The 22989-nt window shown below is 63.2% G+C and carries 18 protein-coding genes and 2 pseudogenes; 16 read left to right on the top strand and 4 right to left on the bottom strand.

Annotated features, from left to right (window positions below; translation table 11 throughout):
• Positions 1-5: 5 nt before the first annotated feature.
• Together araH and X733_RS161005 are read left to right on the top strand one after the other, a co-directional pair.
• Positions 6-956 carry an L-arabinose ABC transporter permease AraH gene (gene araH, locus X733_RS161010; RefSeq protein ID WP_023668120.1) on the top strand — a complete coding sequence of 317 codons (951 nt, stop codon included), beginning with the start codon at positions 6-8 and terminating at the stop codon, positions 954-956.
• Between the two features lie 24 nt (positions 957-980).
• Entirely contained in the window at positions 981-1760 is a 780-nt protein-coding gene (locus X733_RS161005; protein ID WP_023704660.1) for an SDR family oxidoreductase, read from the top strand.
• Between the two features lie 62 nt (positions 1761-1822).
• On the opposite strand, the gene X733_RS161000 is transcribed toward X733_RS161005, so the two are convergent.
• Positions 1823-2770 (bottom strand): GlxA family transcriptional regulator, encoded by a 948-nt coding sequence (locus X733_RS161000; protein WP_023817866.1) that lies wholly within the window; start codon positions 2768-2770, stop codon positions 1823-1825.
• A gap of 86 nt (positions 2771-2856) precedes the next feature.
• On the opposite strand from X733_RS161000, the gene X733_RS160995 reads away from it, so the two are divergent.
• The 7 genes from X733_RS160995 (at position 2857) to ugpC (ending at position 9990) form a co-directional block, all read left to right on the top strand.
• Positions 2857-3564: a DJ-1/PfpI family protein gene (locus X733_RS160995; protein ID WP_023691357.1), complete on the top strand. Its 708-nt coding sequence runs from the start codon at positions 2857-2859 to the stop codon at positions 3562-3564.
• A gap of 121 nt (positions 3565-3685) precedes the next feature.
• Positions 3686-4420 carry a FadR/GntR family transcriptional regulator gene (locus X733_RS160990; RefSeq protein WP_023691356.1) on the top strand — a complete coding sequence of 245 codons (735 nt, stop codon included), beginning with the start codon at positions 3686-3688 and terminating at the stop codon, positions 4418-4420.
• Positions 4417-5613, top strand: a complete 1197-nt coding sequence (locus tag X733_RS160985; RefSeq protein WP_023691355.1) for a PLP-dependent transferase — start codon at positions 4417-4419, stop codon at positions 5611-5613. The genes X733_RS160990 and X733_RS160985 overlap by 4 nt, the downstream gene beginning before the upstream one ends.
• Before the next feature lie 26 nt (positions 5614-5639).
• The gene (locus tag X733_RS160980) at positions 5640-6917 is read left to right on the top strand and encodes a sugar ABC transporter substrate-binding protein (protein WP_023685297.1); all 1278 of its coding nucleotides are present in this window, start codon (positions 5640-5642) and stop codon (positions 6915-6917) included.
• Positions 6918-7147: 230 nt separating this feature from the next.
• The gene (locus tag X733_RS160975) at positions 7148-8071 is read left to right on the top strand and encodes a sugar ABC transporter permease (RefSeq protein WP_023736033.1); all 924 of its coding nucleotides are present in this window, start codon (positions 7148-7150) and stop codon (positions 8069-8071) included.
• A complete protein-coding gene (locus tag X733_RS160970) occupies positions 8071-8919 on the top strand; it encodes a carbohydrate ABC transporter permease (protein ID WP_023817867.1) in 849 nt (282 codons plus the stop codon). The genes X733_RS160975 and X733_RS160970 overlap by 1 nt, the downstream gene beginning before the upstream one ends.
• Positions 8920-8922: 3 nt before the next feature.
• Complete coding sequence (gene ugpC, locus X733_RS160965; protein ID WP_023817868.1) at positions 8923-9990, top strand: sn-glycerol-3-phosphate ABC transporter ATP-binding protein UgpC; 1068 nt, start codon at positions 8923-8925, stop codon at positions 9988-9990.
• A gap of 2 nt (positions 9991-9992) precedes the next feature.
• On the opposite strand, the gene X733_RS160960 is transcribed toward ugpC, so the two are convergent.
• The gene (locus tag X733_RS160960) at positions 9993-10835 is read right to left on the bottom strand and encodes an AraC family transcriptional regulator (RefSeq protein WP_081725414.1); all 843 of its coding nucleotides are present in this window, start codon (positions 10833-10835) and stop codon (positions 9993-9995) included.
• 245 nt (positions 10836-11080) lie between these two features.
• Here X733_RS160960 and X733_RS160950 point away from each other — a divergent pair, with 245 nt between their 5' ends.
• The 7 genes and pseudogenes from X733_RS160950 (at position 11081) to X733_RS160930 (ending at position 20222) form a co-directional block, all read left to right on the top strand.
• Complete coding sequence (locus tag X733_RS160950) at positions 11081-12547, top strand: alpha-glucosidase/alpha-galactosidase (RefSeq protein ID WP_023817869.1); 1467 nt, start codon at positions 11081-11083, stop codon at positions 12545-12547.
• A gap of 98 nt (positions 12548-12645) precedes the next feature.
• The gene (locus X733_RS160945; protein WP_023691352.1) at positions 12646-14757 is read left to right on the top strand and encodes an ABC transporter substrate-binding protein; all 2112 of its coding nucleotides are present in this window, start codon (positions 12646-12648) and stop codon (positions 14755-14757) included.
• 99 nt (positions 14758-14856) lie between these two features.
• Positions 14857-15351: pseudogene (locus tag X733_RS0134065) on the top strand (ABC transporter permease); the annotation flags it as partial.
• A gap of 4 nt (positions 15352-15355) precedes the next feature.
• Positions 15356-16015 (top strand): annotated as a pseudogene (locus X733_RS0134070) (ABC transporter permease); the annotation flags it as partial.
• Entirely contained in the window at positions 16016-17152 is a 1137-nt protein-coding gene (locus X733_RS160940) for an ABC transporter permease (RefSeq protein WP_023687914.1), read from the top strand. It begins immediately after the preceding pseudogene.
• Positions 17153-17162: 10 nt separating this feature from the next.
• Entirely contained in the window at positions 17163-18830 is a 1668-nt protein-coding gene (locus tag X733_RS160935) for an ABC transporter ATP-binding protein (RefSeq protein ID WP_023804896.1), read from the top strand.
• A 21-nt stretch (positions 18831-18851) separates the two neighbouring features.
• A complete protein-coding gene (locus tag X733_RS160930; RefSeq protein WP_023817870.1) occupies positions 18852-20222 on the top strand; it encodes an alpha-glucosidase/alpha-galactosidase in 1371 nt (456 codons plus the stop codon).
• Positions 20223-20251: 29 nt separating this feature from the next.
• Here the strand turns inward: X733_RS160930 and X733_RS160925 are convergent, their stop codons facing one another.
• The gene (locus X733_RS160925; protein ID WP_023752111.1) at positions 20252-21898 is read right to left on the bottom strand and encodes an acetolactate synthase large subunit; all 1647 of its coding nucleotides are present in this window, start codon (positions 21896-21898) and stop codon (positions 20252-20254) included.
• 108 nt (positions 21899-22006) lie between these two features.
• On the bottom strand, positions 22007-22915 hold the full coding sequence (locus tag X733_RS160920; protein WP_196813693.1) for an AraC family transcriptional regulator: 909 nt from the start codon (positions 22913-22915) through the stop codon (positions 22007-22009).
• Positions 22916-22989 lie beyond the last annotated feature (74 nt).

The raw sequence follows: 22989 nt of genomic DNA on the forward strand, positions 1-22989 counted from the left end.
TTGCCATGACCGATCAGTTGAAGAAGATCCTGCTCGGCGAACAGGGCCTCGTCGTGATCTTCATCGTCGCCTTCGCGCTGGTGTCGCTGCTGGTGCCGAATTTTCTGACCGACCGCAACATGCTCGGCCTGCTGCAATCAGTGGTCACCGTCGGCATCGTCGCCTGTACGATGATGTTCTGCCTTGCCGCGCGTGACTTCGACCTCTCGGTCGGCTCCATCGTCGCCTTTGCCGGCATGGTCGCGGTAATGGCGTCGAACTATACCGGTTCGATCCTGCTCGGGCTTCTCGCGGCAATCGCCTGCGGCGCCTTCGTCGGCTTCATCAATGGCGTCGTCATCGCCAAATTCCGCATCAACGCGCTGATCACGACGCTTGCCACCATGCAGATCGTGCGCGGCCTTGCGCTGATCGCATCCGATGGCCGCGCCGTCGGCATCAACAGCCCGGATTTCTACCAGCTGGCGCTATCCAAGCTGTTCGGCATTCCGACGCCGGTCTGGGTCCTGGCCGTGCTGTTCTGCATCTTCGGTTTTGTCCTCAATCGTACCGTCTTCGGCAAGAACACGCTGGCCATCGGCGGCAACCCGGAGGCCTCGCGCCTGGCCGGCGTCAATGTCGACTGGACGCGCATCTGGATCTTTGCTCTGCAAGGCGTGGTCTGTGGCATCGCCGGCATCCTTTTGGCCTCGCGCATCACGTCGGGCCAGCCCAATGCGGCGGTCGGGCTTGAACTCTCGGTCATCTCGGCCTGCGTGCTCGGCGGCGTCTCGCTTGCCGGCGGCCGCGCCACCATGTCGGGCGTCATCGTCGGCGTGCTGATCATGGGCATTGCCGAAAACGCCATGAACCTGCTCAACATCCCAGCCTTCTACCAGTACATTGTGCGCGGCGTGATCCTGCTGCTTGCCGTTTTGCTCGACAATCTGCGTTCGTCGGCACTGGGCCGGCGCTGACCATCTTGCAGTGGAGTGACAGCCATGGCTGAGCGCCTGTCCGGCAAACGCATCTTCCTCACCGGCGCCGCGCAAGGCATCGGGCTTGCCATCGCCGGGGCCTGCCTGGCCGAAGGGGCAAAACTGTTCCTGGTCGATCGCGACGGCGCGCTGCTGGACAAAACGGTCGCCGGCCTTGCCGCACCGCAGGGCCATGTCGGACATACCGCAGCCGACATCAGCGACGGGGCCGCGATTGCCGCTGCCGTCAGCCGGGCGACCGACGCGATCGGGCCGATCAACGCGCTGATCAACAATGCGGGGATGAATGTGTTCTCGACGCCGCTCGAGGCGACCGAGGAGGAGTGGAACCGCAATTTCGACGTCAACGTCAAGGGCGCCTGGAATTGCAGCAAGGCGGTGCTGCCAGGAATGATCGCAAATGGTGGTGGCGCGATCCTCAACATCGCCTCGACGCACAGCTTCACCATCATCCCTCATACCTTCCCTTATCCCGTGGCCAAGCACGCGCTGCTTGGGCTGACCAAATCGCTGGCGCTGGAATATGCCGGGCAGGGCGTGCGCGTGAACGCGCTGGCGCCCGGTTATGTCGAGACGCAGAAGGCGACCGACTATTGGAACAGTTTTGCCGATCCGGTTGCGGCGCGCGCCAGGACGCTGGCGCTGCATCCCGGCGGCCGCATCGCCTCGGCGCGCGAGATCGCGCTGGCCGCTGTGTTCATGATTTCTGAGGAGTGCCCGTTCATGAACGCGGCGACCCTCGTCGTCGATGGCGGGCTCAGCCAGCTACAGCATCCCGCCTGAACGCTGGAGAGGCTCTATTTCTACCGCATCGACCGCCGGCCTAATGGAGCAAGCAGTCGCGATCAGAAACGCTCGCGATAGGCGCGCGGATTGGTGCCCAGCACGCGCAGAAAGCCGCGCCGCATGGTTTCTTCCGAGCCGAAACCGCAGCGGCGGGCCGTCTGGTTGACGGGCTGGCCCCGCTCCAGCATCCGCCGCGCCGCCTCGATCCGGATCTCCTCGATCGCGCGGGCAGGTGTCCGGCCGGTGGCCTCGCGATAGCGCCGCGAGAAGCTGCGCGGGCTCATATTGGCGTGGTCGGCCAACTGCGTGAGCGACAGGTCACCGGCCAGATTTTCGAGGATCCAGCCATGCAGCCGGTCGAAGCGCCCGTCGCCTTGCTGCAGCTTGAGGGTCTGGCTGAATTGCGCCTGGCCCCCGGGACGTTTCAGGAAGACCACCAACTCGCGCGCCACGCCGAGCGCCGTGTGCCGGCCAAGGTCGGCCTCTACGAGGGAGAGGGCGAGATCGATCCCCGCCGTTACGCCGGCGGATGTCCAGACATTGCCGTCGCGGATGAAGATCGGATCGGGTTCGAGCCGGACCGCGGGAAAGCGCCGGGCGAACTCCGCGCAGCGTCCCCAATGGGTCACCGCGCGGCGCCCGTCGAGCAGGCCCGCCTGCGCCAGCAGCATGGCGCCGCTGCAAACGGACGCGGTTCGCGTGGCATCGTGCGAGCGGCCGGCGATCCATTGAACCAGTTCGGGATCGTCGCAGGCCGCGTTGACGCCCCATCCGCCGGGGACAAGCAGCGTGTCGATCTTACCTCCGTGGGTTGGCAGCACTGCTGCCTCCAGCACGAGACCGGCCGATGTCCGGATGCGCGGTGAGGCGGCGACGACCACGACCTCGTAAGGAGCCGGTTCGCCGGCCTGCCTTTTGAAATCATTGGCGCTGGCAAAGACCTGCAGCGGTCCGCTGACGTCGAGGAGCTGGATGTCGGGATAGGCAAGTACTTCGATACGGCGCATTGGTTTGGCCCGAAGCGAGGGATGAATGGCAATCGTGCCAAACCATGATGCCGTAGATTGCCGGAAGTCAACCCACGGAGATTTCCATGCCCCTTCGTTTCGGCATCCTCGTATTCCCCGACGTCCAACAACTCGACCTCACCGGCCCATACGAAGTCCTGGCATCGGCCAAGGATGCCGAGGTGGAACTGATCTGGAAGGATCGCAACCCGGTGACGTCATCGACGCGCCTCTCGCTGACGCCAACCGCGACCTTTGACGATTGCCGGCCCCTCGACGTGCTGTGCATTCCTGGCGGGGGCGGGGTCAACGCGCTGCTGGAGGACCAGACAGTCCTCGATTTCGTGTGGGAGCGCGCGGGGCAGGTGCGCTACATCACCTCCGTTTGCAGCGGTGCCCTGGTGCTTGGGGCGGCCGGACTGCTGAGGGGCAAGCGCGCGACCACGCACTGGTATGCGCATGATTTCCTTGAGGAGTTCGGAGCGATCCCGGTCGACGAGCGTATCGTCGAAGACGGCAAGCTCATCACCGCCGGCGGCGTCACTTCGGGGATCGACTTCGGCCTGGCGCTGGTTGCGAGGCTGCTTGGACAGGAGGAGGCCGAGATCGTGCAGCTCTCGCTCGAATACGCCCCGGCTCCTCCCTTTCGGTCCGGCACGCCCGCCGAGGCGTCGCCTGCGGTGCTGGCGCAGGCAAAAAAGCGCCTCTCTGGTTCGAGGCGGGTTCGCGAGGCAATCTTCGCTCGCTGGCGCGAGGCTCGCGCCGCCGCTGCGCCGGCGCGCATCCACGGCTGAAGCAGCAAGGCCGAAGGTGCATCCCCTGGCCCTTCGGCCTTGCTGCGTTTCCATTGTTGACAGGTCCCTTCGTCTGTGCAGAAATTGGTTGGACCATTGAACCACTTCGGTAATAGCCCCGGTGACCCAATTCAGCCTTCCGCCGATCCAGACGACGGCCCGCGACGACGCGGTGCTGAAGGCGTTGGCCGGCTTCGTCATGCGCGAGAAGCTGGAACCCGGTGAGAGGCTGCCGACCGAACGCATCCTCGCTGAGCGTCTGAAGGTCAGCCGCAATACGGTGCGCGAGGCGCTGACGCGCTGGGAAGGGCTTGGCCTGGTCGAGCGCCGGCAGGGCTCGGGCACCTATCTCAAGGCCGCCGTCTCGCTCGACATGCTGCACATGCCGCTGACGCTTGCCGGCGGCAATGATTTCACCGGCCTGATGCGCACGCTGGAAATCCGCCGCGCGCTGGAAGCGGAAGCCGCCGCCCTTTGCGCCATTCGTGCCGACAGGGACGACCTCGCCGAGATCGAGCGCAAGCTCGACATCATGGAGGAAGAGTTTCTCAGCCGCGCCGGCATGTCGTCGGAAGAGGACTGGGAATTCCATCAGGCGATCTACCGCGCCTGCGGCAATCCGCTGTTCGAGCAGATTATCGCCGCCATGCACGAACTGTTCCACCGCTTCTGGGAACATCCGCTCGGCGTGCGCGATTTCGGCCACGCAAGCTTTCCCTACCACCGCACCATGTTCGACTGCATCGCCGCGCACGATCCGGAAGGCGCCCGGGCCGAAGCGCTGAAACTGATCGCCACGGTCGAGGACGATTTGAAGCGCGGCGCCGCCAACCTCAAACTTTCGGTCCGCACATGAACGAGCACAGCTTCGACCCAGGCATTTCCGGCAGCGACTATCTCGCCGAGGCGGCGACGCTTCTGGCGCATGACGACCCGTTCCCTGGCAATGCGGTGGTGCCGCCGATCTACCAGACCTCGCTGTTCACCTTCGCCAGCTATGCCGACATGGCCGACACCTTTGCCGGGCGCAGGAAGCAGCCGATCTATTCGCGCGGCGACAACCCGACGGTGATGGAATTCGAGTCACGCGTCGCAGCGCTCGAAGGTGCGGAAGCCGCGCGCGGATTCTCCAGCGGCATGGCGGCGATCAGCGCGACATTGCTTGCCTTTGTCGGCGCCGGCGAGCGCATCGTTGCGGTGCGCAACTGCTATGGTGACGCCTACCGACTGTTCGAGCGGTTGTTCCCGCGCCTGCACATCAAGGTCGACTATGTCGACGGCTCCGATCCGGATGCGGTGGCCGCGGCTCTTCCCGGCGCCAAACTGCTCTACCTGGAAAGCCCGACCTCGATGACGTTCGAGCTGCAGGATCTCGAACATCTGACGCGGCTGGCGAAAGAGCAGGGCATCGTCACCACCATCGACAATTCCTGGGCGACGCCGGTGTTCCAGAAGCCGATCCTGCACGGCGTCGATCTGGTGCTGCATTCCGCCTCGAAATATCTCGGCGGTCACAGCGACACCGTCGCCGGCGTGGTGGCCGGCTCGGCCGCTCACATCAAGCATATCAACGACCAGACCTATTCGCAGCTCGGCGCAAAGCTGTCGCCCTTCGAGGGCTGGCTGCTGTTGCGCGGCCTGCGCACGCTGCCGCTGAGACTGCCGCATCACATGAAGAGTGGGCTCATCATCGCCGAGCGCTTGAAGGCGCATGACAAGGTCGAGCGGGTCAATCATCCCGCCTATTCCAACCATCCCGGCAAGAAGACGCTTGCCGGCTATGCCGGGCTGTTCTCCTTCGAGGTGACGGAGGATGTCGACATTCCCGCTTTCGTCGATGCGCTGAAATTTTTCCGCATCGGCGTCAGCTGGGGCGGTCATGAAAGCCTGGTCGTGCCGGCAAAGGCCTCGCTCGAGCAGACACCGGGTCTCAATTCGATGGCGCGCTTCGGCGTCAGCCCCCGAACCATCCGCTTCAATGTCGGATTGGAAAGCGTCGAAGACCTCTGGGCCGACATCGGCCAGGCCTTCGACAAAGCAAAAAAATGACTGGGTTCAAAATGGGAGTTCTGAACATGAAACGACTGAGCATCATGCTTGCCACCGCTGCCGGCCTGGCGATGTCCGCCAGCGGCGCGCTGGCCGACACCACCCTCAAGCTGGTCGAGGTCATCACCAGCCCGCAGCGCACCGAATTCCTGAAGAAGCAGATCGCCGAGTTCGAGGCCGCCAATGCCGGCGTCAAGGTCGAGGTGGTCTCGCTGCCCTGGGGTCAGGCCTTCGAGAAATTCCTCACCATGGTGCAGGCCGGCGATACGCCCGACATCGTCGAGATGCCGGAGCGCTGGATGGGCCTCTACGCCACCAACGGCCAGCTCGAGGATCTCGGTCCCTACATGGCCAAATGGGATGATGCCAAAACGCTCGGCGACCGCGCCAAGCAGTTCGGCTCGACCGTCAACAACACCCAGTTCATGATCCCGTACGGCTACTATGTGAATGCGCTGTTCTGGAACAAGAAGCTGTTCAAGGAGGCCGGTCTCGACGGCCCGCCGGCGACACTCGACGACTTCATCGCCGACTCCAAGAAGATCTCCGCCATTCCAGGCAAGTACGGCTATTGCTTGCGCGGTGGGCCGGGCGCCTTCAACGGCATGCACATGTTCATGAACATCGCCGCTGGCAAGGGCGGCTACTTCAACGAGGACGGCACCTCGACCATCAACGAGGAGGGCTCGGTCAAGGGCCTGCAGATGCTGGCCGACATGTACAAGGACGGGCTGGCGCCCAAGGATGCGGTGAGCTGGGGCTTTAACGAGACCGTCACCGGCTTCTATTCCGGCACCTGCGCCATGCTCAACCAGGATCCGGATGCGCTGATCGGCATTGCCGACAAGATGAGTGCCGACGATTTTGCCGTGGCGCCGCTGCCTGTGGGGCCAAGCGGCAAATCCTATCCGACGCTGGGCTATGCCGGCTGGGCGATGTTCGCCAATTCGCAGCACAAGGACGATGCCTGGAAGCTGATGGCGACGCTGTTGTCGCCCAAGGACAATCTCGAATGGGCCAAGGAAGTCGGCGTCGTGCCGATCCACAATGGCGCCGACCAGGATGCCCACTTCAAGACCGAGCAGTTCAAAGGCTGGTTCACCGAACTCAGCGACACTTCCAAATATGAAATGGTGACGCCGCCGACACATCTGGAGAACCTCGGCAATTTCGTCGACCAGGTGGCGATCAAGAATTTCCAGGAAGTGCTGCTCGGCCAGAAGTCGGCCAAGGACGTCGCCGATCAATGGGCCGCGTTCCTGACCAAGGAGCAGCAGGACTGGCTGGCCAAGAACAAGAAGTAGTTCTTCTTCCTTCTCCCGTTTACGGGGAGAAGGTGGCCCGAATGCATGTCGCCCAAAAGTGCGTAGCGGTTTTGGGACAACGACATGCACAGACAGGCCCGGATGAGGGGCAGCGCGAGCACCCCAAGGCTGGCGCCGCCCCTCATCTGCCTGCCGGCATCTTCTCCCCGTGAACGGGGAGAAGGGTGCTGTTGCCGCTGTCGGCACCCACCCATGACTGTTGAGCGCTAATGACCTATGCCGTGTCCGAAATACGATCCGCAGGCCGGCCGCGAAAGAAGCGGCTGACGCATGCGGCCATCGAGCCCTGGCTTTATCTCAGCCCGGCGATCGTTCTGCTGGTCGTGGTGCTGCTGGTGCCGCTGATCATCGGCATCAGCTATTCGTTCCGGAAGTTCTCCGCCTTCAAATCCGAATATGTCGGTCTAGGCCAGTACCAGGCGATGCTGACCGACCAGGTGCTGGGGCAGGCGCTGGTCAACACGCTCTGGTGGACCGTCGCCAGCCTGTTCTTCCAGTTCTTCCTCGGCCTGGGTCTGGCGTTGCTGCTCGACAAACCGTTTGTCGGGCGCAAGTTCGTGCAGGCGGTGGTGTTCCTGCCCTGGGCGGTGCCATCCTTCCTGTCGGGCCTGACCTGGGCATGGCTGTTCAACCCGATCATCGGCCCGCTGCCGCACTGGCTGTTTGCGCTCGGGCTGAAGGCCGAGCCGACCAATGTGCTGTCCGATCCGGCCACCGCCATGTGGGGGCCGATCATCGCCAACATCTGGTTCGGCATTCCGTTCTTCGCCATCACGCTGCTGGCGTCGCTGAAGTCGATCCCGTCGGAACTGCATGAGGCGGCCGCAATCGACGGCGCTTCGCCTTGGCAGCGCTTCACCAAGGTGACGCTGCCGTTCCTGGCGCCGACCATCGTCATCACCGTCATGCTGCGTACGATCTGGATCGCCACCTTCGCCGATCTGATCTTTGTCATGACCGAGGGCGGGCCGGCAGGCTCGACCAGCACGGTGCCGGTCTACATCTATGTCAGTGCCTTCAAGTCGCTGGACAAGGGCTATGCCTCCGCGGTGGCGGTGCTGCTCTTGGTCTTGCTCATCGCCTATGCGATCGCGCTGATCGCCATCCGCCGCTTGCTGGTGAGGCACGTCTGATGATCGCCGGACGCTCCACCTCCTCGCGCATCTTCAGCGGCATCGGCATCTACACGGCGATTGCCGCCTATATGATCTTTGCGCTGTTTCCGATCTTCTGGACGCTGAAGATCTCGGTGACGCCGGAGCGGCTGCTCTATTCCGAGGGCATCACGCTGTGGCCGTCGCAGACCACCTTCCGCAACTTCATCACTGTACTTGAAGCCTCGGATTTCCCCCGCTATTTCCTCAACAGCGTCATCGTATCGGTGTCGACGGCGGCGCTCGCCACGGTCATCGCCACGCTCGCCGGTTACGCCATGTCGCGCTTCACCTTTCGCGGCAAGGCGACACTGGCGATCATGCTTTTGCTGACGCAAACCTTCCCGCTGGTGATGGTCATTCCGCCGATCTACCGTGTCATGGGCGAGCTTGGCCTGACCAACAGCCTGGTTGGGCTGATCATCATCTACACCGCCTTCAACACCGCCTTCGCCACCTTCCTGATGCAGTCCTTCTTCGACGGCATTCCGAAGGATCTGGAGGAGGCGGCGATGATCGACGGCTGCACTCGCGCCCAGGCGATGCGCAAGGTGATCGTGCCGCTGACCTTGCCCGGCATGGGCGCGACGCTCGGCTTTGTCTTCACCGCCGCCTGGAGCGAATTGCTGTTTGCGCTGATGCTGATCTCCAGCGATGACCAGAAGACATTTGCCGTCGGCCTGCTCACCTATATCGGCAAGTTCGCCGTCGACTGGGGGCAGATGATGGCGGCATCGATCCTGGCGCTTATCCCGGTCTGCATCTTCTTTGCCTTCCTGCAACGCTATCTCGTCACCGGCCTCACCGCCGGCGCGGTCAAAGGATAATCGATGGCTTCCGTAACGCTGCAAAACGTCGAGAAGGACTACGGTTCGCTGCGCATCCTGCATGGCGTCGATCTCGAAATCGCCGATGGCGAGTTCGTCGTGCTCGTTGGTCCCTCCGGCTGCGGCAAGTCGACCCTTTTGCGCATGATTGCGGGGCTGGAAGAGGTGTCGGGCGGCGAGATCCATATCGGCGATCGGCTGGTCAACGATGTCGCGCCGAAGGACCGCGATATTGCCATGGTGTTCCAGTCCTACGCGCTCTATCCGCACATGGATGTGTCGTCGAATATGGGCTTCAGCCTGCTGTTGAAGAAGGCGGAGAAGACGAGGATCAACGGCAGGGTAGGGGCGGCGGCCAAGCGCCTCGGCCTCGACAGTTTCCTCGGACGTCTGCCCAGGCAACTGTCCGGCGGCCAGCGCCAGCGCGTCGCCATGGGCCGCGCCATCGTGCGCGATCCCAAAGTGTTTCTGTTCGACGAGCCGCTCAGCAATCTCGACGCCAAATTGCGCGTGCATATGCGCGCCGAGATCAAGGCGCTGCACCAGCAGCTCAAGACCACATCGGTCTATGTCACCCACGACCAGATCGAAGCCATGACCATGGCCGACCGCATCGTCGTCATGCATGACGGTTACGTCCAGCAGGTCGGCCATCCGCTCGAACTCTACGATCGGCCGATCAACACCTTCGTCGCCGGCTTCATCGGCTCGCCCGGCATGAACTTTTTTCCGGCGACAATCGCCAAGGGCGGCAAGGTGGACGCGGTGCTGGCCGACGGCCAGAAGCTGCGGTTGCCTGATGGCTTGCCGTTGAAGGATGGCGATGTGCTCACCGTCGGGCTACGGCCGGAGCACATCCAGCTTGCCGACGATGGTCCGCTCAAGGCAGAGGTCGAGGTGGTCGAGCCGCTCGGCCTGTCGACGCAGTTCTATGTCCGGCTCGCCAACCAGCTGGTTTGTGTCTTCGTCATGGGACGCAGCACTATCCGGCCTGGCGATAAGGTGCGGCTGTCTGCCGATCCGGCGGCGCTGCATCTGTTCGATCCCGCAAGCGGCAACCGCATCGGGTAATCCTATCGAAGGCTGCCCAGGCTGGCATACATGCCGGTGGTGCGGAACTGCGTCGGGTTGATGCCGTAGAGCCGGCGGAAGACTTTCGAGAAATAGTTGGCGTCCTCGAAGCCGCACAGGATGGCGACCTCCTTGACTGGCAGGAAATCGGCTTTGGTTAGCAGCTTCGCCGCCCGCTGCAGCCGCTGCTGCAGCACGAACTCGGCCGGCGGAACGCCTTCGCTCTCGGCGAAGCAGCGCGAGAAATGGGCGCGGCTGAGGCCGCTGATCTGGACGAGCTCGGCCACGGGCAAGGGCTTGTCGAGATTGGCGTTGATATGATCGATGACCGGCTGCATGACGCTCTGTTTCTCAGTGAAGGCGTGCGAGCCGAAGACATCGTCGTAAAGCGCCATCGCCGCCTCATAGGCGATTGCCGAAGCAGCGCCAGGCGAAGCGCCGCCCTTGATCAGGCGCAGGCTGCAATCGGCGAGATGATCGATCGTCTCCGGCTGCAGCCGAAACACCGGGCCGGAGACGCTGAGTATGGATTTGTGGACGCGCAGCGCCTCCTCGCCATTCATCGAGATCCAGAAATATTCCCAGCGGTCGCCCTTCTCCAGCCAGTAGCGATGGTTGTGTGGCACCAGCACCAGCAGCGTGTCGTTGGCCTGCAGGCGGTAGTTGCGGTTCTCGTAGCGCAGCTGGCCGGTGCCGCTGATCGTGTGCTGCAGCACGGTGAACGGTGTCTGGCCGCGCTTGCGCCCATCCCAGTCATAGGTCACGCCCTCGCGTACTTCATAGCCGGTGCTGGTCGGCATGGCATGCAGGCGCTGGCGGCCGCGCGGCAGCGAAATGGTGCGCATCAACTGTCCGTTGGCGATCAGATCATGCAGCACAAAATTACCCTCGAAAGCATAATCGTTCTCTGGCCGCGCCCTGGAATAACGGCATAATCCAAATCCTGAGAACGCGAAAGACCCGCGGTCGAGGGGCGGGCGGGGAGGAGAACGAGCCGGAATTCCGGCTCGAATGGTATGCGCGCCAAGGCGGGCCGCCATTCCCTTTCCTGTTGCTCCTTACCCGGCATTCGAATGGATCGAGGAAGGTGATGAGTTTCAAAATCGCTATTATTGGCGCGGGCAGCGTCGGCTTCACCAAGAAGCTGTTCACCGACATTTTGTGCATCCCGGAATTCAGCGACATCGAATTCGCGCTGACCGATCTCAGCGAACACAATCTGCAAATGATCAAGGCGATCCTCGACCGCATCGTCGAGGCCAACAAGCTGCCGACCAAGGTGACGGCGACGACCGACCGCCGCAAGGCGCTGGAAGGCGCGCGCTACGTCATCAGCTGCGTCCGGGTGGGCGGGCTCGAAGCCTATGCCGACGATATCCGCATTCCCTTGAAATACGGCATCGACCAGTGCGTCGGTGACACGATTTGCGCCGGGGGCATCCTCTACGGCCAGCGCAACATCCCGGTCATCCTCGACTTCTGCAAGGATATATTGGAGGTCGCCGAGCCAGGCGCCAAATTCCTCAACTATGCCAACCCGATGGCAATGAACACCTGGGCGGCGATCGAATATGGCAAGGTCGATACGGTCGGCCTCTGCCACGGTGTCCAGCACGGCGCCGAACAGATCGCCGAAGTGCTCGGCGCCAAGTCGCACAGCGAACTCGATTATGTCTGCTCCGGTATCAACCACCAGACCTGGTTCATCGATTTGCGGCTCAACGGCCGCAAGATCGGCAAGGACGAACTGGTGGCTGCCTTCGAGGCGCATCCGGTCTATTCGCAGCAGGAAAAGCTGCGCATCGACGTGCTGAAGCGCTTCGGCGTCTACTCCACCGAAAGCAACGGTCATCTCTCCGAATATCTGCCCTGGTATCGCAAGCGGCCGGACGAAATCACCCGCTGGATCGACATGTCCGACTGGATCCATGGCGAGACCGGCGGCTATCTTCGCTACTCCACGGAAACCCGCAACTGGTTCGAGACGGAATATCCGCAATTCCTCGAAGCGGCGTCGAAGCCGCTCGACGTATCGAAGCGCTCGAACGAGCATGCCAGCCATATTCTCGAAGCGCTGGAGACGAACCGCGTCTATCGCGGCCACTTCAACGTCAAGAACGCCGGCATCATCACCAATCTGCCGCAGGACGCGATCATCGAATCGCCCGGCTTCGTCGATCGCTTCGGCATCAACATGGCGTCAGGCATCACGCTGCCGGAAGCCTGCGCGGCCACCTGCATGGCTTCGATCAACGTCCAGCGCATGTCGGTGCATGCGGCTGTTACGGGCGACATTGACCTGCTCAAGCTCGCGGTGCTGCACGATCCGCTGGTGGGTGCGGTGTCGACGCCGGAAGAGGTCTGGCAGATGGTCGACGAGATGGTCGTCGCCCAGGCGCGTTGGCTGCCGCAATACGCCGATGCCGTGCCGGCCGCCAAGGAGCGGCTTTCGAAATCGATGGTGAAAACCCGCGACTGGGCGGGTGCGGCGCGGCGCAAAGTGCGCTCGATCGAGGAACTGCGCGCCGAAAAAACGGCCCTGAAACAGGCCGGCTGAGAATGCTGGCAGGCGGACAGCGGGAGGCCGGTTCGCCAATCAGCCGTCATGAATAGATGCGGGCAGCAGCAGACGTCGAAACATCTGGGAGGAACACAATGAGGAACTTTCGTGGAATTGGCATTCTCGCCGGGCGAAGAATTGGCATTCTCGCCGGGCTGGCGCTGAGCGTCTCGGCATCGGCGCTTGGCAGTGCATACGCGTCCGAGCCGACCACGCCGCCGGCGCCGGCGGCGTTTCCCGCCGAGGGCAAGATCAAATACGTCGCCCGCGATTCCATCCTGGAGTTCAAGGCGCTGCCCGAATATCACGAGCCCGAGTGGGTCACCGAGAAATACGTCAAGACTGGCAAGCTGCCGCCGGTCAAGGATCGCCTGCCGAAGGAGCCGCTGGTGTTCAAGACCGGCAACATGCCGGACGGCATCGGCGTTTATGGCGACACCATGCGCCACGTCATTGGCGGCCGGCCGGAAGGCTGGAATTATGGCGCCGGCCAGACCCAAGGATGGGGCGGCATCGACATCGGCCTTTCGGAATGCCTGACGCGCACCGCGCCTTTGTTCCAGGTCGAGGCCAAGGACACCGAGCCGCTGCCCAACCTCGCCAGGAGCTGGGACTGGTCGAAGGATGGCCACACGCTGACCATGCACCTGGTCGAAGGCGCCAAATGGTCTGACGGCGTTGCCTTCAATGCCGACGATGTCATGTTCTACTGGGACGATGAGGTCGTCGACCCCAATGTCTCGCCGTTGAACGGCGCCACAGCGGAAACCTTCGGTGTCGGCACGACGCTGAAGAAGGTCGACGACTACACCGTCGAGTGGACCTTCAAGGACGCTTTCCCCAAACAGTATCTCTACGCCATGGCCTACGGCACCTTCTGCCCCGGCCCAGCGCATATCCTCAAGCCGCAGCATCCGAAGTACTCGAAGAATACCTACGAGCAGTTCAAGAACGCGTTCCCGCCGGAATATATGAACATTCCGGTGATGGGCGCCTGGGTGCCGGTGGAGTATAGGCCCGACGACATCATCGTCTTGCGCCGCAATCCCTACTACTGGAAGGTCGACGAGAAGGGCAACCAGCTGCCCTATCTCAACGAACTGCACTACAAGCTGTCGACCTGGGCCGACCGCGACGTGCAGGCGGTGGCAGGGGCCGCCGACTTCTCCAACCTCGAGCAGCCGGAGAATTTCGTCGCTTCGCTGAAGCGAGCGGCGGACAAGGACGCGCCGGCCCGGCTCGCCTTTGGCCCGCGCCTGATCGGCTACAATCTGCGCATGAACTTTTCAGCCAATGGCTGGGGCAATCCCGACGAACGCGGCCAGGCGATCCGCGAGCTCAACCGCAATGAGGACTTCCGCAAGGGCATCACCATGGCGCTCGACCGCAAGGCGCTCGGCGACTCGCTGGTCAAGGGGCCGTTCACCGCCATCTACCCCGGTGGCTTTTCCTCGGGCACCAGCTTCTATGACCGCAACTCGACCGTCTACTATCCCTTCGACATCGAGGGCGCCAAGGCGGAACTGGCCAAGGCTGGTCTCAAGGATACGGATGGCGACGGCTTCGTGAACTTCCCGGCCGGGACCGCCGGCGGCAAGAATGTCGAGATCGTGATGCTGGTCAACAATGACTACGGCACAGACAAGAGCCTCGCCGAAGGCGTCGTCGGCCAGATGGAAAAGCTTGGCATCAGGGTCGTGCTCAACGGCCTCAACGGCACCCAGCGTGATGCCTCGCAATATTCCGGCCGCTTCGACTGGCTGATCAGGCGCAACGAGCAGGAGCTGACTTCCGTCGTGCAGAATACCGTGCAACTCGCGCCCGTCGGACCCAAGACCAGCTGGGATCACCGCGCGCCCGAAAGCGGCGTGGTCGACCTGATGCCGTTCGAAAAGGAGCTTGTCGACATCGTCAACAAGTTCGTCTCCTCGTCAGACAATGACGAGCGCGCCAGCCTGATGAAGACGTTCCAGAAGATCTCGACGGAGCATGTCTACAATATCGGACTGACCGAATATCCCGGCGCCCTGATCATCAACAAGCGCTTCTCCAACATCCCGCAGGGAACGCCGATCTTCATGTTCAACTGGGCCGAGGATTCGATCGTGCGCGAACGCGTCTTCGTCGCCGCCGACAAGCAGCAGAAATACGAACTCTTTCCCGACCAGCTTCCCGGCAAGCCCGGCGACAAGGGTCCGACGAACTGAGTTTCCTCCCCTGGCTGACGCCCGGCCGCGCTGCGCGCGCGGCCGGGACGGAGTAAGGTCAGCGGCAACAGATTAGATCCAAGGAGGAGAAACGGTCCGATGCTGCGATTCCTGGCCATGCGCATAGCATCGGCGGTGCCGGTCATGGTCATCCTGAGCCTGGTCACCTTTGCCATCATCCAGGCGCCGCCGGGCGACTATGCCGACTATATCCGCTCGCAGCTCATCAACCAGGGCGGGGCGTCTTTTGCCGAAGCCGACGCGCAGGCGCAAGCCTATCGGGTCGAGCACGGCCTCGATAAACCGCTGCCCGTCCAGTACCTGAACTGGGTCGCCGGCATCATCACCCGCGGCGATTTCGGCTACAGCCTCTATTACAACAAGCCGGTCGCCGCCGTGGTCGGCGAGCGGCTGCCGCGCACGCTGCTGCTGGCATTGGTCTGCCATCTGCTGGCGTCGGTGCTCGGCATCACCTTCGGCATCTGGGCGGCGACCAGGCAATACACCTGGATCGACTCGGCGCTGTCGGCAATCTCCTTCCTCGGCATGACGGTGCCGCGCTTCCTGATGGCGCTGATCATCGTCTATCTCCTGGNATCTGCTGGCGTCGGTGCTCGGCATCACCTTCGGCATCTGGGCGGCGACCAGGCAATACACATGGATCGACTCGGTGCTGTCGGCAATCTCCTTCCTCGGCATGACGGTGCCGCGCTTCCTGATGGCGCTGATCATCGTCTATCTCCTGGTCTTCCAGTTCAACGTGTCGGAGATCGGCAGCTTCTTCTCGCCGCAATATGGCGGCGCGCCGTGGTCGTGGGCGAAATTCGCCGACCTCGTCAAGCATGTCTGGCCGGTGGTGGCGATCGCCACCTTCGGCGGGCTCGCCTACAATATGCGCGTCATGCGCGGCAATCTGCTCGATACGCTGAACGCGCAATATGTCGAGACGGCCAAGGCCAAGGGCCTGACCGGCAGCGCCGTCGTCATGCGCCATGCCGTGCCCAACGCGCTGCATCCGCTCATCATGTATCAGGGCGTGGTGCTGCCCTACATGCTGACCGGCGAGATCGAGACGGCGATCATCTTTGCGCTGCCGACGGTCGGGCCCGCCATCGTCGGCTCGATGGCGGTCGGCGACGTTTATGTCACGGCGACCTTCATGATGGTGCTGTCGGCAACGCTGATCGTCGGCAACATCATCGCCGACATGCTGCTCGCGCTGCTCGATCCGCGCGTACGCCAGTTCAGGGAGAGCTAGATGCTGGCGCGTGACCCATCCCCGCCGCCGCCCCCGGCTGAAGCAACCGCGATTGCGACCCCACGCGGCAATGAGAGCTATATGGCGCTGGTCTGGCGCCGGCTGAGGCGCTCCTGGACCGGCATGGCCGGGCTGATCCTGGTCGTGCTTCTGGTGCTGATGGCGCTGTTCGCCGATTTCTTCGCGCCGATGGACCCCAAGGTGACCGATGTCGCTTTCGCCCCGCCGCAAGTGATGAGTTTTCACGACAGAGACGGGAATTTCGTGCTCCAGCCGCGGGTCTATGCGCTGGCGGATTCTGCAGACCTCGACCCGGTCACCTTCCAGCCGGTCGTCGGGCCGGATTACGAGCATCCGCGCCTGCTCGGCTTCTTCGTCAAGGGCGCCGACTACCGGCTGCTTGGCCTGATCCCCGCCAACCGGCATTTCTTCGCTTCGGCCGACGGCCAGCCGGTGCATTTTCTCGGCACCGACAAATTCGGCCGCGATGTGTTGTCGCGCGCCATCCAGGGCTCGCGCGTCTCGCTGATGATCGCGCTGACGGTGGTGTTCATCATCACCGTCATCGGCACCACGGTCGGCATGGTCTCGGGCTATTTCGGCGGCCGCTTCGACGTCTGGATGCAGCGCTTTGTCGAGCTGGTGCTCGCCTTCCCGCAATTGCCGCTCTATCTTGCGCTGACGACGCTGATCCCGGTGACCGCGCCGACCAACGTCTTCCTCGCCTTCGTCATCATCGTCATGTCGGCGCTGGGCTGGGCGCAGATGTCGCGCGAGGTGCGCGGCAAGACGCTGGCGCTGGCGCGGATCGACTATGTGCGCGCTGCCATGGCGGTTGGCGCCACCGACATGCGTATCATCATGCAGCACATTTTCCCCAATGTGATGAGCCACGTCATCGTCGCCGTGACGATCGCGATCCCGACGGTGGTACTGCTCGAAGCCTTTCTCGGCTTCCTCGGCTTCGCCGTGAAACCGCCGCTGATCTCATGGGGGCTGATGCTGCAGGACACGGCTACCTATTCGGTCATCGGCACCTATCCGTGGATCCTGTCGCCGGTCGGCTTCGTGCTGATCACCGTCTTTGCCTTCAACGCGCTGGGCGACGGCCTGCGCGATGCCGTCGATCCCTATTGAGGTGGCCGGGATGACCGTAGCGCTCGCAGCCACCTTCGCACCAGCCGTCCGGCTCGACCATGCCGGCCGCCACGACCAACCCATCATCGATGCCCGCAACATCGAGGTCGCCTTCAAGGTCGAGCACGGCGTCGTCGACGCGGTGAAGGATGTCTCGTTCCAGCTCTATCGCGGGGAGACGATCGCCATCGTCGGCGAGTCCGGTTCCGGCAAGTCGGTGACGGCGCGCGCCGTCATGGGGCTCTTGTCAAAGCGGGCCACCGTGTCGCCGAACTCCACCATCGACTATTGCGGGCAGGACATACTGAAATTCCCCGAGAGCGCTCGGCGCAAATTGCGCGGCAATCGCATTTCGATGATCTTCCAGGAGCCGATGAGCTCGCTCAACCCGATCTATACGGTCGGCAGTCAGATCGTCGAGGCGATCAGGGTGCATCGAAAGGTCAGCCGCAAGCAAGCCTGGGCGCGGGCGCTCGAGCTTTTGCGGCATGTCCAGATCCCCGAGCCGGAAGCACGCATCAAGCAGTATCCGCACCAGATGTCGGGCGGGCAGCGCCAGCGCGTTATGATCGCCATGGCGCTCGCCAACGACCCCGATGTGCTGATTGCCGACGAGCCGACGACGGCGCTCGACGTCACGGTACAGGCGCAGATCCTCAATTTGATCCGCAATCTGCAAAAAGAACTCAGGATGGCGGTCATCCTGATCACCCACGACCTCACCGTGGTGCGGAAATTCTCGGACTATGTCTATGTCATGCAGCATGGCGAGATGTGCGAGCACAATGTTACCGAGCGGCTGTTCGCCGACCCGCAGCATGCCTATACCAAGCGGCTGCTCGCTTCAGAGCCGCACGGCAAGCCGCAGCCGCTGCCGGAAAACAGCGGCACCATCCTCGAGGCCCGCAATATGCGCGTCTGCTTCATGCTGCGCCATGGCAGCTTCCTGAAGCCGGACTGGCGCGAGCTCGTCGCCGTCGACGATCTCGGCCTGAAGCTTTGCCGCCACGAGACACTGGGGCTGGTCGGCGAATCCGGCTCCGGCAAGACCACCTTCGGTCTCGCCTTGCTCAAGCTCACCGAGGCCAAGCGCGGCGAGGTCAGCTTCGACGGCCAGCCGATCCACGGCCTGTCTCGCGCCGGGATGCGGCCGCTGCGCTCGCGCATGCAGGTCGTTTTTCAGGATCCGTTCTCGTCGCTTAACCCGCGTATGACGATCGGCCAGATCATCGAGGAAGGGCTGGTCGTCAACAGGATCGGCGCGACACGGCGCGAGCGGGTCGGTCGGGTTCGCGACGCCCTGGTCAGCGCCGGCATGCCCGGCGATATCCTGTCGCGGTTCCCGCACGAATTTTCCGGCGGCCAGCGGCAGCGCATCGCCATTGCCCGAGCCATCGCGCTGGAGCCCGAATTCATCCTGCTCGACGAACCGACATCGGCGCTCGACCTTTCGGTGCAGGCGCAGATCATCGACTTGTTGCGCAAGCTGCAGGACGAACGCGGCCTTAGCTATGTCTTCATTTCGCACGACCTCAAGGTGGTGCGCGCGCTCTGCCATCGCGTCATCGTCATGCAGAACGGCAAGATCGTCGAACAGGGACCCGTCGACGAGGTCCTCACCCATCCCAAGACCGCCTACACCGAACGGCTCGTCAGGGCCGCCTTCGACGTGGCGTAGCAAAGTGCCGGAGGTTTAATAGTGGCAAGACATCCCAGGATCACCTTCATTGGCGCGGGTTCGACCGTGTTCATGAAGAACATTGTCGGCGACGTGCTGCAGCGGCCATCGCTGTCAGGCGCGACGATCGCGCTGATGGACATCAATCCGCAGCGGCTGGAAGAGAGCGCCATCGTCGTCAACAAGCTGATCGCGACGCTGGGCGTGAAGGCGAAGGCCGAGACCTATTCCGACCAACGCAAGGCGCTCGCCGGTGCCGACTTCGTCGTCGTCGCCTTCCAGATCGGCGGTTACGAGCCCTGCACCGTCACCGATTTCGAGGTGCCGAAGAAATACGGCCTGCGCCAGACCATTGCCGACACGCTCGGCGTCGGCGGCATCATGCGCGGCCTCCGGACCGTGCCGCATCTGTGGAAGATCTGCGAGGACATGCTGGCCGTCTGCCCCGACGCGATCATGCTGCAATACGTCAACCCGATGGCGATCAACACCTGGGCGATTTCAGAGAAATTTCCTGACATCAAACAGGTCGGCCTCTGCCATTCGGTGCAGGGCACGGCGATGGAACTGGCGCACGATCTCGACATTCCCTACGACGAGATACGCTACCGCTCGGCCGGCATCAACCACATGGCCTTCTACCTGAAGTTCGAGCACCGGCAGCCGGATGGCTCTTACCGCAACCTCTATCCGGACCTGGTCCGCGCCTATCGCGAGGGCAGGGCGCCGAAGCCGGGCTGGAACCCGCGGTGCCCCAACAAGGTGCGCTACGAGATGCTGACGCGTCTCGGCTATTTCGTCACCGAAAGCTCCGAGCATTTCGCCGAATACACGCCCTATTTCATCAAGGAAGGCCGCCCCGACCTGATCGAGAAGTTCGGCATTCCGCTCGACGAATATCCCAAGCGCTGCATCGAACAGATCGAGCGCTGGAAGGGCCAGGCCGAGGCCTATCGCTCGGCCGACCGCATCGAGGTCGAGCAATCGAAGGAATACGCGTCCTCGATCATGAACTCGGTGTGGACCGGGGAGCCTTCGGTGATCTACGGCAATGTCCGCAACAATGGCTGCATCACCTCGCTGCCGGACAATTGCGCCGCCGAGGTGCCGTGCCTGGTCGACGGCTCCGGCATCCAGCCGACCTATATTGGCGAGCTGCCGCCGCAACTCACCGCGTTGATACGCACCAACATCAATGTGCAGGAACTGACGGTGCAGGCGCTGATGACCGAAAACCGCGAGCACATCTACCACTCGGCGATGATGGATCCGCATACGGCCGCCGAACTCGATCTCGACCAGATCTGGGCGCTGGTCGATGAGTTGCTGGCGACACATGGCGACTGGCTGCCGACCTGGGCGCGTGTGAGCGCCAAGGTCCGGGCCGCCTGAGCGCTGCTGCGGCGGTATCTACTCCACCGTCAGGCCTCCGGTGGCGCCGGCAACCGGTGGCGCAGTTCCTCGACCAGCACGCGCTCGTTCTCCGAATAGTCGATCGGAACGACGACGAGATGGACGCCACCGCCGGCAAAGGCCTGTTCAAGCGTCGATTGTATTTCTGAGACGGCGCCGACCCTGGTTCCCTTGGCGCCATAGGCCTCGGCATAGCGGACGAAATCGGGATTGCCGAAGGTCATGCCGAAATCGGGGAACTGGTCGACCGCCTGCTTCCAGCGGATCATGCCGAAAGCATTGTCCTCGATGATCAGCACGACCAAATTGAGCTTCAGCCTGACGGCGGTTTCCAGTTCCTGGCTGTTCATCATGAAGCCGCCATCGCCGCAGATCGCCATGACGCGGCGGCCGGGATAGAGCATCGCGGCCGTCATCGCCGAGGGCAGGCCGGCGCCCATCGTGGCCAGGGCGTTGTCGAGCAGCAGCGTGTTGGCGACGCGCGTGCGGTAGTTGCGCGCGAACCAGATCTTGTACATGCCGTTGTCGAGCGCCAGGATGCCATCGGCCGGCATCACCGCGCGCACGTCATGCACCAGACGCTGCGGCGTGAAACGGTCTTCGGTGGCGCGGGCGGCAATGCGGCTCAAAATCCCTTCGCGCAGCGGCAGTAGCGCCTGCGCGTTGGGGATCTTGCCCTCGAGGCGGTCGGCAAGCAGCCTGAGCGAAGCGCCGATGTCGCCGACCACTTCGGTCTGCGGGAAATAGACCTGCTCGACATTGGCCGGCTGGTAACCGACATGGATCACCTTCGGTCCCTTGTCGCCCATAATGAAGGGCGGCTTCTCGATCGTGTCGTGGCCGATAGTGATGATGAGGTCGGCCTGTTCGATGGCCTCATGCACATAGTCGCGCTCGGAGAGCGCGGCGGTGCCCATGTAGAGTTCGGTGCCGCCGGGCACCGTGCCCTTGCCCATCTGCGTGGTGAAATAGGGGATGCCGGTCCTGATCACGAACTGGGCGAGGTCGGAGGTCGAGCGCGGCCGCGATGCGGCGGCGCCCAGCATCGCCAGCGGACGCTGCGCCTTGATGATCATCTCGGCGGCGCGGTCGAGCGCAAGCGGGCTGGCCAGCGGAAGCTCGACCGGATGCGGCGGGATCAGCGCGACATCGTCGCACTCCTCGGCCGCGATGTCTTCGGGCAGTTCCAGATGCACCGGTCCCGGACGCTCCTCTTCGGCAATCCGAAACGCTTCGCGCACCACGGCGGGAATGGTCTTCGCCGAGATGATCTGGCGTGACAGCTTGGTCAACGGCTTCATCGCGGCGACGATGTCGACGATCTGGAAGCGGGCCTGGCGCGACGAGCGGATGCCCTTCTGCCCGGTGATCATGATCATCGGCATGGCGCCGAGCAGCGCATAGGCGGCACCCGTCGTCAGGTTCAGGGCGCCGGGTCCCAGCGTGGTGATGCACACACCTGGCTTGCCGGTGAGCCTGCCATGGGTGGCGGCCATAAAGGCGGCTGCCTGCTCATGGCGGGTCAAAATCAGCTGGATCGACGATTTGCGGATGGATTCGACGACGTCCAGGTTTTCTTCGCCGGGAATGCCGAAGATGCGATCGACGCCCTCATTCTCGAGGGCGGCAACAAGCAGGTCAGAACCTTTGGGCACGAAGCATCTCCTGGGGCAAAGCGGCGGCGAACCGCGGCGGGATATGATCAGACATAGTGCTGGAAAAGCCCTAGCGCGAGGCGCGGCCGCCGCCAATATCGCTCTGCCTTACAGATCCTTCCGTTTCCTGAATTGGCCGGGCGAGACGCCGGCGTGGCGCCTGAAGGCGGTGGAGAAGGCGGCTTCCGAGCTGTAGCCGACCGCCTCGGCGACTTGGCCCAGGCTCTTGCGCTCGTGCAGCAGCCGGCTGGCCTGCCGCATGCGGCAGCCGAAGAGATAGGCCATGGGCGCTTCGCCGACGAGATCGCGAAAGCGGGCGGCAAAGGTTGCCCTGGAGAGCCCGACCGCGCGTGCCAGGGTCTCGATCGTCCAGTCGTGGCCATAGGCTTCATGCAGGGTGGCGAGCGCTCTGGCGATCGCGGGGTCCTGCAATCCCCTCAGCCAACCTGGATTGTCCATGCTTTCCAGACCGGAGCGCAAGGCGCGCGTGACGATGGCCCCAGACAGGCGAGCCATGACCACGTCGCTGCCGGGACCTTCGTCGGTCGCTTCCACCAGCAAGGCCTCGACATAGCCACGCAGCCATTTGGGCAGACGGCCATTCGATCCCCGGATGTGAACGATGCGCGGCAGGCCGGCAAGTGCCGGATGGTCGGCGTCGCGAAAGGCGAAGGCGCCGCACAGGATGACGGTCTTTTCGCCTTCGCCGCCGCTGCGAATACGCCCGGCTGCGGTTTGGGTCGCCAGTTCGGCGGCGGGGACGTTCGCGCTTTTGAGCGCGCCGGGCGACCGCAGCACATGCGGATCGGCGCGCGGTGCAATGATCAGGTCGCCGGCATCGAGAGGCTCGACATCTTCCTCACCGAACACCGCCTCGCATCGCCCCTTGATGACGACGTGAATGCCGCGAAGTCCAGCCTGGCTGAACGAGATCGCCCAGGGCGCGGCCAGTTCGAGGCGCCGGTACCCGGCGGCTGCGAAGTGCAATTCGCGCATGAGGGTAGCCAGGAGATCCACGCTTCGCTCCAGAAACAGACGATCGATAAATCAATCCAGACGCTGTCGAATAGCGCGCCGGCCTTACTGGACCT

It is taken from the genome of Mesorhizobium sp. L2C066B000 (assembly GCF_000502335.1).
Lineage (GTDB): Bacteria > Pseudomonadota > Alphaproteobacteria > Rhizobiales > Rhizobiaceae > Mesorhizobium.